At 73.0% G+C, this 13,780-nt stretch carries 11 protein-coding genes; 3 read left to right on the top strand and 8 right to left on the bottom strand.

The window, feature by feature from the left end; translation table 11 throughout:
• Positions 1-330: 330 nt before the first annotated feature.
• The 5 genes from AC5WRT_RS15270 to AC5WRT_RS15250 form a co-directional block, all read right to left on the bottom strand.
• Positions 331-1,662, bottom strand: coding sequence for a wax ester/triacylglycerol synthase family O-acyltransferase (locus AC5WRT_RS15270; RefSeq protein WP_496093825.1), 1,332 nt, complete (start codon positions 1,660-1,662; stop codon positions 331-333).
• A gap of 157 nt (positions 1,663-1,819) precedes the next feature.
• Positions 1,820-4,141 carry a GH92 family glycosyl hydrolase gene (locus AC5WRT_RS15265; RefSeq protein WP_496100312.1) on the bottom strand — a complete coding sequence of 774 codons (2,322 nt, stop codon included), beginning with the start codon at positions 4,139-4,141 and terminating at the stop codon, positions 1,820-1,822.
• 170 nt (positions 4,142-4,311) lie between these two features.
• A complete protein-coding gene (gene glgC / locus AC5WRT_RS15260) occupies positions 4,312-5,532 on the bottom strand; it encodes a glucose-1-phosphate adenylyltransferase (RefSeq protein ID WP_496093823.1) in 1,221 nt (406 codons plus the stop codon).
• A 51-nt stretch (positions 5,533-5,583) separates the two neighbouring features.
• Entirely contained in the window at positions 5,584-6,735 is a 1,152-nt protein-coding gene (gene glgA / locus AC5WRT_RS15255; RefSeq protein WP_496093822.1) for a glycogen synthase, read from the bottom strand.
• 40 nt (positions 6,736-6,775) lie between these two features.
• Entirely contained in the window at positions 6,776-7,525 is a 750-nt protein-coding gene (locus AC5WRT_RS15250; protein ID WP_496093821.1) for a (2Fe-2S)-binding protein, read from the bottom strand.
• 227 nt (positions 7,526-7,752) lie between these two features.
• Between AC5WRT_RS15250 and AC5WRT_RS15245 the strand changes: the two genes are divergently transcribed.
• Positions 7,753-8,922, top strand: coding sequence for a DMT family transporter (locus AC5WRT_RS15245; RefSeq protein ID WP_496093820.1), 1,170 nt, complete (start codon positions 7,753-7,755; stop codon positions 8,920-8,922).
• Here AC5WRT_RS15245 and AC5WRT_RS15240 read toward each other — a convergent pair.
• Positions 8,912-10,072 carry a transglycosylase family protein gene (locus tag AC5WRT_RS15240; RefSeq protein ID WP_496093819.1) on the bottom strand — a complete coding sequence of 387 codons (1,161 nt, stop codon included), beginning with the start codon at positions 10,070-10,072 and terminating at the stop codon, positions 8,912-8,914. The two genes, AC5WRT_RS15245 and AC5WRT_RS15240, sit on opposite strands and share 11 nt — an antisense overlap.
• Positions 10,073-10,346: 274 nt before the next feature.
• Between AC5WRT_RS15240 and gnd the strand changes: the two genes are divergently transcribed.
• A complete protein-coding gene (gene gnd / locus AC5WRT_RS15235) occupies positions 10,347-11,786 on the top strand; it encodes an NADP-dependent phosphogluconate dehydrogenase (RefSeq protein WP_496093818.1) in 1,440 nt (479 codons plus the stop codon).
• Positions 11,787-12,241: 455 nt separating this feature from the next.
• Here the strand turns inward: gnd and AC5WRT_RS15230 are convergent, their stop codons facing one another.
• Both AC5WRT_RS15230 and panD read right to left on the bottom strand, forming a co-directional pair.
• Complete coding sequence (locus AC5WRT_RS15230) at positions 12,242-12,586, bottom strand: GNAT family N-acetyltransferase (protein WP_496093817.1); 345 nt, start codon at positions 12,584-12,586, stop codon at positions 12,242-12,244.
• 36 nt (positions 12,587-12,622) lie between these two features.
• A complete protein-coding gene (gene panD / locus AC5WRT_RS15225; protein ID WP_496093816.1) occupies positions 12,623-13,042 on the bottom strand; it encodes an aspartate 1-decarboxylase in 420 nt (139 codons plus the stop codon).
• 403 nt (positions 13,043-13,445) lie between these two features.
• Between panD and AC5WRT_RS15220 the strand changes: the two genes are divergently transcribed.
• Complete coding sequence (locus AC5WRT_RS15220) at positions 13,446-13,766, top strand: hypothetical protein (protein ID WP_496100311.1); 321 nt, start codon at positions 13,446-13,448, stop codon at positions 13,764-13,766.
• Positions 13,767-13,780: the final 14 nt, after the last annotated feature.

Here is a 13,780-nt window from a genome sequence, read left to right as displayed (position 1 = left end):
CAGGGGCCGCGAGCCAAACGCGTGCCGCGGACCGGGACGGGGCCGGGACGCGGGCCGGGGACAGCAGGCCGCACGCATGCCACCGACGGGACCGGCAGCGAGCCGGGGACGCCGCCCGCAACCGGCAGCCGAACGCCTGCCGTGGGCCGCGGCGGGACGCCGGACGCGTACGGAAGGCCGGGCCCGCGTCGCACGCTCGGGGCCGAGCGCCGCGGCCGTCCCGCCTCCACCGTCGGCGGCCGCCGACGGTGGAGGCCACCCGCACCCGGTGACGAAAGCCGCACGGGTGGTGCGGGTGGGCCCCCCTCGGCCGAAGGCGCGAGCCGGCGCTCACACCTCGCAGGCCGCCAGCAGCGTGGAGATCTCGGCCGACACCGCGTGGGCGAAGCGGTCCAGGTCCGGTACCGCCTGGGCGTCGGCGACCAGCCCGTAGTGCACGTGGCCGCGGTACGTCGAGATGGCCACCGCCAGCGACTGGCCCGGTGCGAGCGGGGCCAGCGGGTAGACCTCGTTCAGTTCGTGGCCGCCCAGCCGCAGCCCCAGTCCCGGCAGCGGCACGCTGGTGACGAGGATGTCGAACCAAAGCCGGGCCGCCTGACCGACGAGCGGCCCGCCGAGCCGGTGCCCGAGGGCCGGGATGTGATCGGCGAGCAGCGCCACCGCGCCGGCGCCCCGGTTCGGCCCCGCGTCCTTGTTGCGGACCATCGCGCCGCGCACGGTGCCGAGGCGGCCGAGCGGATCCGGTTCGTCCACCGGGAGCCGTATCAGATAGCCGGAGAGCCGGTTGCCCTGTGGGTGCGCGGTGCGCGGACGGCGCCGGGACACCGGGATGAGGGCGCGGGGCGCCACGCCCTCCGTGCGGTCGCCGCGCTCCTCCAGCCAGCTGCGCAGCGCCCCGGCGACGACGGCGATCAGCACGTCGTTGACCGTGCCGCCGGCGGTCTTGCGCACGCGGTGCACGTCGTCGATGTCCATGACGACACCGGCGGTGCGGCGGGTGCCGCTGGGCGCCGAGGTGAGCGCGGAGACGGGCCGCATGCCGAGCGTGGAGCGGGCGAGGGAGGTCCCGATGTCGAGGGCCCGGCCGACGTCGGACAGCGCGCCCCTGACCAGGTCCGGGACGAGCCCCGGCAGCCGACGCACATCGGTCAGCAGCCCGCGCGGCGGCTCGACGGCGCGCGGCGCCCGCTCGGGCAGGTCCACCGGGTCCAGGACGCCGGCGGCGAGCTTCAGCGCACGCAGCCCGTCGGCGAGCGCGTGGTGGAACTTGAACAGCACGGCGAAGGACATCCCGTCCTCGCCGGGCAGCACGTGGGCCTCCCACGGCGGCCGGCCGCGCTCCAGCGGGCGCTCCATGAGCCGGCCGGCGACGGCGTGGAAGTCGGCGGTCGGGGCGTGCAGCCGCACGTGGTTCAGCGGGTCGAAGTCCGGATCGGGTTCCCGGGCGGCGCCGCCGAAGGCGAGTGGCTGCCAGACGTCGCGGATGCGCAGGCGCAGCCCGGGCACGGCGGCGGCGCGCGCCGCGAGCAGATCTGCGGCATGGGCCCCGGCGGTGGGCGAGTGAGCGCCGAAGACGCCGAGCGCGCCGAGGTGCATCGGGTGCCGGTCGGACTCGATGTTCCAGAACGCCAGATCGAGGGGAGCGAGCAGGTCGGAAGTCAAGGGCTTGCCTCACGCGTCGACGACGGGTGGATCTGAGGTCACTCGCAGTCAATCTCTGTCAGCTGATTACGGTCAAGTACGATCAGGCTACGCTCAGTTAACAGAAGATTAAGTCCCGCCTCGTCCGAAAGAGGCGGGACACAAGAGAATCGTGAGGTCACTTCAGGACCGGCTGCGCCGCGTCGGGTGACGTACCCCACTCCGACGGGCGCGGGCCGACCGTGAACGCGAGTGAGCGCAGGGAGCGCAGCACGCCCGTCGTGACGTAGGTCTTCCCGTGCGGTGCGCCGTCGGTGCGGACGCTCTGGATGTAGCGGTCGGTCGTGGAGGTGCCGGGCGCGGTGATCGTCAGCCTGCCGCTCGGCCAGTAGCGGCGGTCCAGGGTGAGCTCGACGCGGTCGAAGACGGGCGTGGACAGGCCCCAGGTGTCGTAGCCGGGCTGGATCGGGAACAGCCCGATGGACGACAGCACGTTCCACGCGGACATCGTGCCCAGGTCGTCGTTGCCGGTCATGCCCGTGGGGCCGTCGGTGAACAGGGTCAGAGCGGCGTGCACCACGTCGGTGGTCTTCCACGGCTGGCCGGTGGCCAGGTAGGTGTAGGGCGCGATCAGGTCGGGCTCGTTCATCGGGTTGTACTTGTCGGCGTTGTAGTACGCGTACGCGTCGCCGTGCACCCACACCTCGCGGGCGGTCCTCGCGGGGTCGGCGAGCAGCCGGTCGTAGGCGAAGAAGGAGTCCAGCCGGTCGTCGGCCGCGCGCCGCCCGCCGATGAGCCGCACCATGCCGGGCACGTCCTGCGGCACGAGCCACTGGTACTGCCAGGCGGTGCCCTCGTGGAAGCCGTCGCCGCGCGCCGGGTCGGGCGAGCCGGTGAAGGTGCCGGAGGCGTCGCGGGCACGGAAGAAGCCGGTTCCGGGGTCGAAGATGTTCCGGTAGTTCTGCGCGCGGGCGGCATAGCGGGCGGCGTCGGCGTCGTGGCCGAGACCGCGTGCCATCTGGGCCAGCATGGCGTCGGCGAGGGCGTACTCCAGGGTGACGGAGGCGCCGTGGTGGTAGTCGGTGTCGCCCATCTTGGCGTACGGCCGGTTCTTGTCGTACGGGGCGAAGCCGCGCGCGAGGTACTCGGCGTTGGCTTCCCGGCCGATGCCCGGGTACTCGGCGGGCGGGACGCCGTCGGCGTTCTTCCTCAGCGCCCGGTAGGCCCGCTCCTCGAAGCCCTTGAGCAGCCCCGTCTGGTAGGCCGTCGTCAGGAACGGGGTGACCGGATCGCCGCTCATGATGTTCGTCTCGACGGGGCCGTAGCCCCATTTGGGCAGCCAGCCGCCGTCCTCGTCGATCGCGACGACCGAGCGGGCCATGTCCCGTGCCTCGCGCGGCGCGAGGAGCGCGAGGAGCTGGACCTGGGTGCGGTAGGTGTCCCACAGCGACCAGTTCTGGTAGTACGTGTAGCCCCTGGCGCGGTGGACGCGGCGGTCCCACCCGAAGTAGCGGCCGTCGACGTCGCTGCCGATGTTCGGCGCGAGGAACGACCGGTACAGCGACGAGTAGAAGGTCCGGTGCAGCGTGCCCGTGCCGCCCCGGACGTGGACGGCGGCCAGCCGCCTCTCCCACTCCTCCCGGGCCCGCTCGCGTACGGCGTCGAAGGACCTGCCGCCCTCGGCGGCCAGGTTTCCTGCCGCGCCGCGCGCGTCCACGTACGACAGGGCGGTGGTCGCCTCGACCGTGCGGTTCCTGGTGGTGTCGAAGCGGACGTAGGCGCCGCCGGATCCGCTGCGCGAGCCCGGGGTGAGCGTCTTGCCGTCCCAGGTGCCGTACGCGGTGAAGGGCCGGCTGAAGCGGGTGATCGTGTACAGGGTGTAGGGGCCGGTGTTCCGGCAGAAGCCGTGGCCGGTGATCTCGGTGCGCACGGTGTGGTCGTCGAGGATCTCGACGCTGCTGGAGACGGGCCTGTGCAGTGCCTGGGCGGCGTTCAGCAGCACGTTGGCCTTGTCGGTGGCGGGGAAGGTGTAGCGCTGCACGCCCGTGCGCTCGGTCGCGGTCAGCTCGGCTCGGACGCCCGAGGCGAGGCCGACCCGGTAGTAGCCGGGGCTCGCCGTCTCGTCCCGGTGCGAGAAGCGGACCGCGTACCGGGCGTAGTCCGTCTGCGTGACGTCTCCGGTGGTGGGCAGGACGGGCAGGTCGCCGCCGATGCGGCAGCCGACGCCGGAGAGATGGACCAGGGAGAAGCCGCGGATCCGGTTCTGCGTGTAGTCGTAGCCGGTGTTGTGCCCGGTGTCCGGGGAGAGCTGCACCATGCCGAAGGGCACGGCCGCGCCGGGGAAGGTGTTGCCCTCGTCCTGGGTCCCGATGAACGGGTTGACCAGATCGGTGAGGTGGCCGTCGGTCCGCTCTGCGGCCCGTGCCGCGGGGGTGGCGATCAGCGCGGACGCTGCCATCACCCCGGCCAGGCACAGCCGCGTGCGCCGGGTCCCTCTCATGTCGGATGACCTCCGCAGGTTCGACATCGGTGTCTGAATCCTGAAGGTCGAACGACTCAAAACCGTGCAGGGTACGAAGATCGGGCCGAACGCGTCGCGCCGTGACACACCGGGACGATGACGGCGCGTCAGAGTGCCGGCTGCGGCTCGGTGTGGTCCGTGCCCGGGGCCTACGGCACCCGCTGCCCCTTCCCCAGGGCGATCACCCCGCCCTTGGAGACGGTGTACAGATCGGCGTCGCGCTCCGGATTGACGCCGATGGTCGCACCGGGCGGGACCTCGACGTTCTTGTCCAGGACGGCGCCACGGACCACCGCTCCCCGGCCGATGCGCACGTTGTCGTGCAGCACCGAGCCCTGGACCACCGCGCCCGGATCGACCCGTACGCCCGGGGAGAGGACGGACCGGGTGACCTGACCGCGTATCAGGCAGCCCGCGCTGATGATGGACTCGCTCGCGATGCCGCCCGCGTTGAAACGGGCCGGGGAGAGCTGGCCCGAGTGCGTGTAGATGGGCCACTGGCGGTTGTAGAGGTTGAAGGCGGGCCGCTCCGCGATGAGGTCCATGTGCGCGTCGTAGTAGGCGTCCAGGGTGCCCACGTCCCGCCAGTAGCCCCGGTCGCCGCTGGTCTCGCCGGGCACGTGGTTCTCGCCGAAGTCGTACAGCTGGGCTTCGCCGCGGACGGTGAGCTGGGGCAGGATCGAGCCGCCCATGTCGTGCACCGACTGCCCGTCCTCGGCGTCCCGTTGCAGCGCGTCGACGAGTGCCTTGGTGGTGAAGATGTAGTTGCCCATCGAGGCGAACACGGTCTCGGGGTCGTCCGCCAGGCCCGGCGGGTCGGCGGGTTTCTCCAGGAAGCGCTCGACGGCACGGCCGTCCGGGCCCGGCGTGATCACCCCGAAGGAGGAGGACTCCGCGCGCGGCACCCGGACGCCGGCCACCGTCACGCCCGCCCCGCCCTCGATGTGCTGCCGCAACATCTGCCGCGGGTCCATGCGGTAGACGTGGTCGGCGCCGAACACGGCCACGTACTCGGGCTGTTCGTCGTGGATCAGGTTCAGCGACTGCAGGATCGCGTCGGCGCTGCCCAGGTACCAGCGCGGGCCGAGGCGCTGCTGCGCCGGGACCGGTGTGACGTAGTTGCCCAGCAGGCTGGACATCCGCCAGGTGGTGGTGATGTGCCGGTCCAGCGAGTGCGACTTGTACTGGGTCAGCACGCAGATGCGCAGCACGTCGGCGTTGACGAGGTTGGACAGGACGAAGTCGACGAGCCGGTAGGTGCCGCCGAAGGTGACGGCCGGTTTGGCGCGGTCGGCGGTCAGCGGCATCAGCCGCTTTCCCTCGCCGCCCGCCAGTACGATCCCGAGTACGGAAGGCCCTCCACGACGCATGGCCCGCTCCCCTCACCCTGGTTCCACCATGGATGCCCCGAGCAGACGGGACTAAGCCTGCTTGAGGATCTCCTCGTACAGCGCGGCCGTGCGCCGGGCCACCGCCTCCCAGCCGAACTCCCCCACCGCGCGCTCCCGTCCGGCCTCCCCCATCCGCCGGGCCGCCTCGGGGTCGCCGATCACGGTGTCCAGCGCCCGGGCGAGGCGGGCCTCGAACCCGTCGTCCACGTCGACGAGCAGGCCGGTCCGGCCGTCGTCCACCACCTCGGGGATCCCGCCGACCCGGGAGGCCACGACCGGCGTGCCGCAGGCCATCGCCTCCAGGTTGACGATCCCGAGCGGTTCGTACACCGAGGGGCAGGCGAACACGGCCGCCCGCGTGAGGAGTTGGATCACCTCGGTGCGCGGCAGCATCTGCGGGATCCAGAACACCCCGGCCCGGACCCGGCTCAGCTCCTCGAACAGCTCCCGGAACTCCCGGTCGATCTCCGGGGTGTCGGGCGCGCCCGCGCACAGCACGACCTGGACGCCCGGGTCGATGTCCCGTACGGCGCGCAGCAGTTGGGCCACGCCCTTCTGGCGGGTGATCCGGCCGACGAACAGTACGTACGGGCGGGCGGGGTCGATGCCGTGCCGGGTGAGGGCGTCGGTGCCGTGGTCGGGCCGGTACAGGCGGGTGTCGATGCCGTTGTGCACGACGTGCACGGCGGCCGGGTCGAGCGCCGGATAGCAGGCGAGGACGTCCTCGCGCATGGCTCCGGAGACGGCGATCACCGCGTCGGCGGCCTCGATCGCGGTGCGCTCGGCCCAGCTCGACAGCGCGTATCCGCCGCCCAGTTGCTCGGCTTTCCAGGGCCGCAGCGGCTCCAGCGAGTGCGCGGTGACCACGTGCGGGATGCCGTGCAGCAGCTTGGCGACATGACCGGCGAGGCCCGCGTACCAGGTGTGGGAGTGGACGAGTTCGCGGCCCTCGAGGGCGGCGGCGATGGACAGGTCCACGGAGAAGGTGCGCAGCGCGTCGTTGGCGCCGTCGAGCACGGACCAGGGCCGGTGGCGTACGACCCCCACCCCGCGCCCCTCGCCCCAGCAGTGCACCTCCAGGTCCACCAGGGAGGTCAACTCCCGGGCGAGGAACTCCACGTGCACACCGGCGCCGCCGTACACGTCCGGGGGGTACTCCCGGGTCAGCAGTCCCACTCGCACCGGACAACCCCCTGGCATCGGCGGCAGGTTCCCCTCATGGTCACCCAGATGCGGCCCGTGGGGAAGAGCGCGGTGGCCGGATGAAGCAGCAGTCGCCGCAGACCCCGCCGCCGGGCACCCGGTAGTACAGGCAGCAGCTGCGGCGGCGGAAGGCGGTGCCGGTGCCGGTGCCGGTGGAGCGCAGCAGGGGGTGGGCGAAGAGGCCGTCGGTCAGGGCACGCGTCCGCTCGGCGGCGTCGGTACGGCCGTGCGCGCGGGCCCAGCTCTCCAGGACGCGGGCCGCTCCGGCGAGCGCGGAGCCCGCGTTGCCCCAGAGCAGTCCGGGGGCGCTGCCGTAGCGGTCCCTCAGGGTCTCGGCCAGGGGGGCCAGGTGTCCGTGCAGCACGCCGGCGGCGAGCGTGGCGGCGTCGCCGGGCAGCGGGCGCAGCTCGGTCAGGCACAGGTCGTCGGGAGCGGAGGCGTGCGGATCCCAGCGCAGCAGGCGCGGGTCGAGGTCGGGCGTTCGGCCGTACAGCACGGCGCAGCCGAGGGCCGCCGACCACAGGCGGGCGGCCAGGCCCTGCTGGGCGAGGGAGGCGGCGACGCGCGGCTCGGCGGTGCGCAGCCGGTCCGCGACCACGGCCACCCGTGCCGTCAGGGCGTCCGGTGCCGCCCCTTCGTAGGCGTCGGCGAGCGAGGGCGGTCGCCCGGTGTCCGGTCCGCCGGTGGTTCCGGGCGGGGCCGCGGACGTACGCAGGACGAAGAAGCCGCCGAGCGGGCGGAGCGCGGCGAGCGCGGGGTCGAGGTCCACGACAGTACTGGTACCAGGTGCGTTGCCCGGTGCCGGGAGCGGGTCCCGGCGGCGCGTCACCCGTCCCGAGGATGATCGCGCGGCTGGTGTACTCCATCGGCAGTAGGACGCATTGCGTGCTCAGGGACGACGACGGGAAGAGCGCGGGCGGGCAGAGTGTTGGCCATGCAAGCCGACCGTCCGTCGCGCCGGGCCGAGGGCCCCCGCCGTCCGCAGAGGAGACGCCGATGAGCGCCCTCGCGCTGTCCGTGCTCCTGTCGTTCGTGTCCGCCGTCGCCTACGCGGCGGCCGCGATCGTGCAGGAGCGGGTGGCGGTGTCCTCGCCGGGCAGCGCGTACCTGCCGCTGCGCCGGCCGGGCTGGTGGTGTGCGCTCGGGCTCAACGGTCTCGGCGGGGTGCTGCATGTGGTGGCGCTGGCCTACGGGCCGCTCAGCCTGGTCCAGCCGCTGGGTGCGCTGACCATCGTCTTCGCCCTCCCGCTGGCGGCACTGTTCGTCGGCCGCAGGGCGGGCGCGACGGCCTGGCGCGGCGCGGTGATGGCCACGGCGGGCCTCGCCGGCCTGCTGGCCCTGGTCGGCTCCTCCGACGGCACCTCCCTCGACACCGCCCAGCGCACGGCGGTCGCGCTGGTCACCGGCGGGGCGGTGGTGGCGCTGATGTGCGCGGGCCGGGCCGCGCGCCGGCATCCGGCGGTGCGCAGCGTGCTGCTCGCCACCGCCTCCGGCATCGCGTTCGGCATGTCGTCGGTGTTCACCAAGACCGTGGCCGTCGACTGGACGCACGGCATCGACGTGGACGACGTGCCGTCGCTCGCGGTGATCGCCCTGTTCGCGGTCGCCGGTGTCCTGCTGTCCCAGGCCTCCTACCGGGGCGGCGGCCTGGCCGCGCCGCTGGCCACGCTGACCGTGGTCAATCCGGTGCTGGCGGCCGCCGTCGGCATTCTGATGTTCGGGGAGGCGTTCCGCTACGGCGGCACCGGCTCCGCGCTCGCGGTGAGCTGCGGGGTGGTGGCGGCGGGCGGCCTGATCATGCTGACGACCGAGCGGATCGAACGCACCGGGACACCCGACGGCGCGGACCCGGTCGTTGCGGCCGTTTCCGCTGCGGCGCCGGGAGTCCTGGGCGTGCCGCAGCCGCGGGGAGCGCAGGAGCGGGCAGAGCCGGCCCGGCGTCCCGAGGCCGAGGGCGCTCCCGGGGAACCCCTGCCGTCGGGCCTGCTCGTGCCGGAAGCCGGCGGTGGTCCCGCCCCGGCACCGGACGTCGCCGGTGCGAGGGCCGACGGCGGCGGCCCGCCGGAGGCCGGCCCGGTGCCCGCCTCGTACTTCGCCCTGTCCTCGGCCCTCGGACTGCCACTGCCGGTGCTGGACGGGCACGGCGGTACGCCCGTCAGATCCTGACGCCTGCGGCCCGCAGATAGGCGAGCGGGTCGATGTCCGTGCCGAAGCCGGGTCCGGTGCGCACCTCGAAGTGCAGGTGCGGGCCGGTGACGTTCCCGGTGGCCCCGGACCGGCCGATGCGCCGGCCCGCCGTGACGTTCTGCCCGATGCGCACGGAGATGGCCGACAGGTGGCCGTACTGGGTGTAGCGGCCGTCGGCGTGCCGGATGACCACCTGGTAGCCGTAGCTGTCTCCCCAGCCCGCGGCCACCACCTGCCCGGCCTCCGCGGCGTGCACCGGGGTGCCGGTCGGCACGAGGAAGTCGACGCCGGTGTGGTAGCCCTTCGACCAGTGCGAGCCGGCCACGCGGTAGCCGGTGCCGATGGGCGCGTCGACCGGGGCGACGACGGTGCGGCCGGTGCTCCTGGTCCGGTGCGGCGCGGTCCCGTGCTCCGAAGGGGCGTGGCGCTTCGGGGACTTCCCGGTGGCCGGGGACTCGGCACGGGGGGCGGCCGCGCCGTGCACGTCGAGCCGCTGGCCCGGCAGGATCAGGTCGGGATCGGCGCCGATCGTCGTGCGGTTGCCGGCGTAGAGCGCGTGCCAGCCGCCGCGGACGTGGTGCTCGTCGGCGATCCCGGAGAGGGTGTCGCCGTGCACCACGGTGTACATCTCGGCGCGGCCGGCGCGGGACTGCGGGGTGGTCTGTGGCCGCACCTCCCGCACGGAGGTCTCCTTCCCGGTCCGCACGGGCCGTGCCACGGCGCTGTCCGGGTGGGTGCCCGGGTCGGCGTCGCCCCGGGTCAGCCCGGCCCGCACCGAGCAGACCGGCCAGGCGCCCGGCCCCTGCCCGTCGAGGACCCGCTCGGCGACGGCGATCTGCTGGCCCGGGCTCGCGAGGTCGGCGCGCGGGGCGAACCGGGTGCCGCCGTACGCCTCCCAGGTGGACCGGGTGAACTGCAGCCCGCCGTAGTAGCCGTTGCCCGTGTTGATGCTCCAGTTTCCGCTGGACTCGCAGGCGGCGACCTTGTTCCAGGTGGTCGCGTCGGCCGCGTCGGCCGTACCGACGGCGACCAGCGGGATCGCGAGGCCGGCGCCGCCCGCCGTGACGGTGAGTGAGGCGCGGTTGATCCTGTTCGGCTGGTACCGGCGATGCCGGCCGCGTACGGCCATGTCCGAAGTCCCCTCGGCATGCGTCAGGAGGCGCCAAAGGTAAGCGCCGCGAACTGGCCATGACAAGACGGAAATCCGGCCTCCCGCGCCTCCCGGGTGGCCGGGAACGGACCTTCCTCGATCCGATCCCGCACAGGCTGAGGCGTCGGGCGGCCCCACGTCGTACTGAGGGCGGGGCGGGTCGCGTGTGCGCTCGTCCGGGCGGCACGACAGGATGGGCGAGGACCCGTACTGACGGAGCCGTAGTTCACGAGGCAACCAGGGAGCAGGCGGTATGAGCACTTCAGCGCAGATCGGTGTCACGGGCCTCGCGGTCATGGGCCGCAATCTCGCCCGGAACTTCGCCCGCAACGGCTACACGGTCGCGGTGCACAACCGTACTGTGGCGCGGACCAAGGCGCTCGTGGAGGAGTTCGGCAACGAGGGCGACTTCGTCGCCGCCGAGACCGCCGAGGAGTTCGTGGCGGCCCTGGAGCGCCCCCGCCGCCTGATGATCATGGTGAAGGCGGGCGAGCCGACGGACGCGGTGATCCAGGAGTTCGCTCCGCTCCTCGAACCCGGGGACATGATCATCGACGGCGGCAACGCGCACTTCGCGGACACCCGGCGCCGGGAGCGGGAACTGCGCGAACGGGGCATTCACTTCGTCGGCACGGGCATCTCCGGGGGCGAGGAGGGCGCGCTGCACGGACCGAGCATCATGCCGGGCGGCTCGATCGAGTCGTACGGCTCCCTCGGCCCGATGCTGGAGAAGATCTCCGCGAAGGCGGCGGACGGCGCGCCCTGTGTCACGCACTGCGGCCCCGACGGCGCCGGGCACTTCGTGAAGATGGTCCACAACGGCATCGAGTACGCCGACATGCAGCTGATCGGCGAGGCGTACCAGCTGCTGCGCGATGTCGCCGGGTACGCGCCCGCGCAGATCGCGGAGATCTTCCGCACCTGGAACACCGGCCGGCTGGACTCCTACCTGATCGAGATCACCGCCGAGGTGCTGTCCCACACGGACGCGGCGACCGGCAAGCCGTTCGTGGACGTCGTGGTGGACCAGGCCGAACAGAAGGGCACGGGCCGCTGGACGGTCCAGATCGCCCTCGACCTGGGCGTCCCGGTGTCCGGGATCGCCGAGGCCGTGTTCGCGCGCTCGCTGTCCGGGCACGCGAAGCTCCGCGAGGCCTCGCGGGGGCTGGCGGGGCCGACGGCGGCCCCGCTGGGCAAGGAGGAGGCCGCGGCCTTCGCGGACCGCGTGGAGCAGGCCCTGTACGCGTCCAAGATCGTCTCGTACACGCAGGGCTTCCACGAGATCGCCGCGGGCAGCGAGGAGTACGGCTGGGACGTCGACCTCGGCAGGGTCGCCTCGATCTGGCGCGGCGGCTGCATCATCCGGGCCGCCTTCCTCGACCGGATCCGCGCCGCGTACGACGCCCGCGCCGATCTGCCGAGCCTGCTGTCGGACGAGACGTTCGCCCGCGAGATCGCCGAGGCGCAGGACGACTGGCGGGAGGTGCTGATCGCCGCGACGCGACAGGGTGTCCCGGCGCCCGGTTTCGCGGCGGCCCTGGCGTACTACGACGCGCTCCGGGCGCCCCGCCTCCCGGCGGCCCTCACGCAGGGCCAGCGGGACTTCTTCGGGGCGCACACGTACCGGCGCGTGGACCGGGAGGGGTCCTTCCACACGCTGTGGGGCGGAGACCGGAGCGAGGTCTCCGCCTGAGGGGTCTGCGCGCAGGGGCGGGGGAACTGCCGCGGTACGGCTGCTCGTCGGCGGCGGGCCGGCCGCGCGGCTCCCCGCGTTCGTCGTGCGGTGCCGGGCGGGCTCAGGTGAGCGGTGGGCCCGGCTCGGGATTCGGTACCGGCTCCGGACCGGGCGGGATCGGGGACGGTGAGGGCTCCGGCGGGCCCGGGGCCGGAGGTGCCGGGGGCCGGGTCGGCCGGGGGCCCGGCGGAGGCGGAGCGGGCGCTGGGCCCGGTTCGGGGGTGGGGACCGGGCTCGGGTAGGGGTCCGGCGGGGTGGGACCCGGCCCCGGCTGCGGCCCCGGCGGGACGGGGTCGGGATGCGGGTTCGTCATGGATGTCCTCCGGCAGTCGTGGGACGTCGCCTCTGGACTACTCCCCCGCCTACCCGGCCCCCGCGCGGCCACTCACCCGACAGGCGGAGCCGCGCCCCGCTCAGAACCTCCCGGGATGGGCCCGCAGCCAGTCCTTCGCGGCCGCCACCAGCTCCGGGCCGGCGGGCGGGGCGGCCTCCGGGTGCCGCTCGGCCCACCCGGCGACGTACGGGCACAGCGGCACCACCGGGACGCCCTCGCGCCCGGCGAGGGCGTACAGCTCACGGGCCAGGGAGCCGCCGATGCCCCGGCCCTCGTGGGCGGGCTCGACGACGGTGTGGACCGGGACCAGGGCGCGCGCGGGCGACTCCAGGACGAAGTACTCGACGCGTCCGACGACTTCACCCTCGCCTACGGCCTCCAGGCGGCCGGCCGCCCGGTCGTCGCGGATCTCGATCTCGCTCATGGGCTCGGCACGCTCCTGGTCCGTACGGTCCCGTGGTCAGGTCCCGACGGCCTGCGGGCTGCGCTGCTGGTCGGAGCCGGGCACGGGCTCGGACGGGTCGGCGCCGAGGGAGACGATCCGGTTGTCGCCGTCGACGTGCACGACCCTCGGCTTCAGCGCCCGGGCCTCGGCGTCGGTGACCTGAGCGTAGCTGATGATGATCACCAGGTCTCCGGGATGCGCGAGATGGGCGGCCGCCCCGTTGATCCCGATCACCCCGGACCCGCGCTCGCCCTCGATGACGTACGTCTCCAGCCGGGCGCCGTTGGTGACGTCCACGATGTGCACCAGCTCGCCCGGAAGCAGGTCGGCGGCGTCGAGCAGGTCGGCGTCGATGGTCACCGATCCCACGTAGTGCAGGTCGGCCTGGGTGACGGTGGCTCGGTGGATCTTGGACTTGAACAGAGTACGCAGCACTTTGGACTCCTGGAAGACGGCTCCCTGCCAGCTTTTTGCAGGTCAAGGGCGGTCTTCACTCTACACGGGCACGCGTCGAAGTCGATGATTGTGAGGAACATCGCTTCTCATTGGGGATAGGTCTCCCTGCCTGGGCTTCCGCGCCAACCAGACCGTTGTGGCGCCACCGACCAGGAACCTGTTCGGACAGCCTTTCAGGATGCTCGGGAACTGATGCTGACCAGATGCTGACTTACCTGACGATGTGCCAAGTACACGCTTCGTCGAGCACGGAGCCACTCTCCGCATCAACCTGGAAGTCTCTTAACGCGCCCGGCAGCCCGGGGCTTCATCCGGTCCCGGAAGACTAGGCGGTCGAGTAGACCTACGAGGAGATGCGGACTACACGGCCGCCCGGGACGCCATGGTATTGATTCTGAGGGGGTGGGCCCGAGAGGGCCGGACCGACACCTACAAGGCGCTGAGCGAGGCCGTGGCACCGGAGCACCGGGTGCACTACCACGGCCGGATGATGTCGCTTCTGCGGGCAGACGTCTGCCGCCGGGACAGCACCGGTCCCGAGCCGATGTTGTCAGCACTGGTAGTCAATGGATCCAGCCGGAAGCCTTCCGACCAATTCTTCGAGCTGGCCGTTACCGAGTTCCACCGTCGGGACCCGGACTGGACCTGGGAGTGGGAGCGGGATGCAGTGTTTGACCGTTACCGCAGCCCGGTTCCGCCGTGAGTCCACTGCGGGGT

It is taken from the genome of Streptomyces sp. NTD91, from assembly GCF_059510455.1.
Note: the sequence above shows the minus strand (reverse complement) of the source record. Positions and strands in the feature narration are given on the sequence as shown.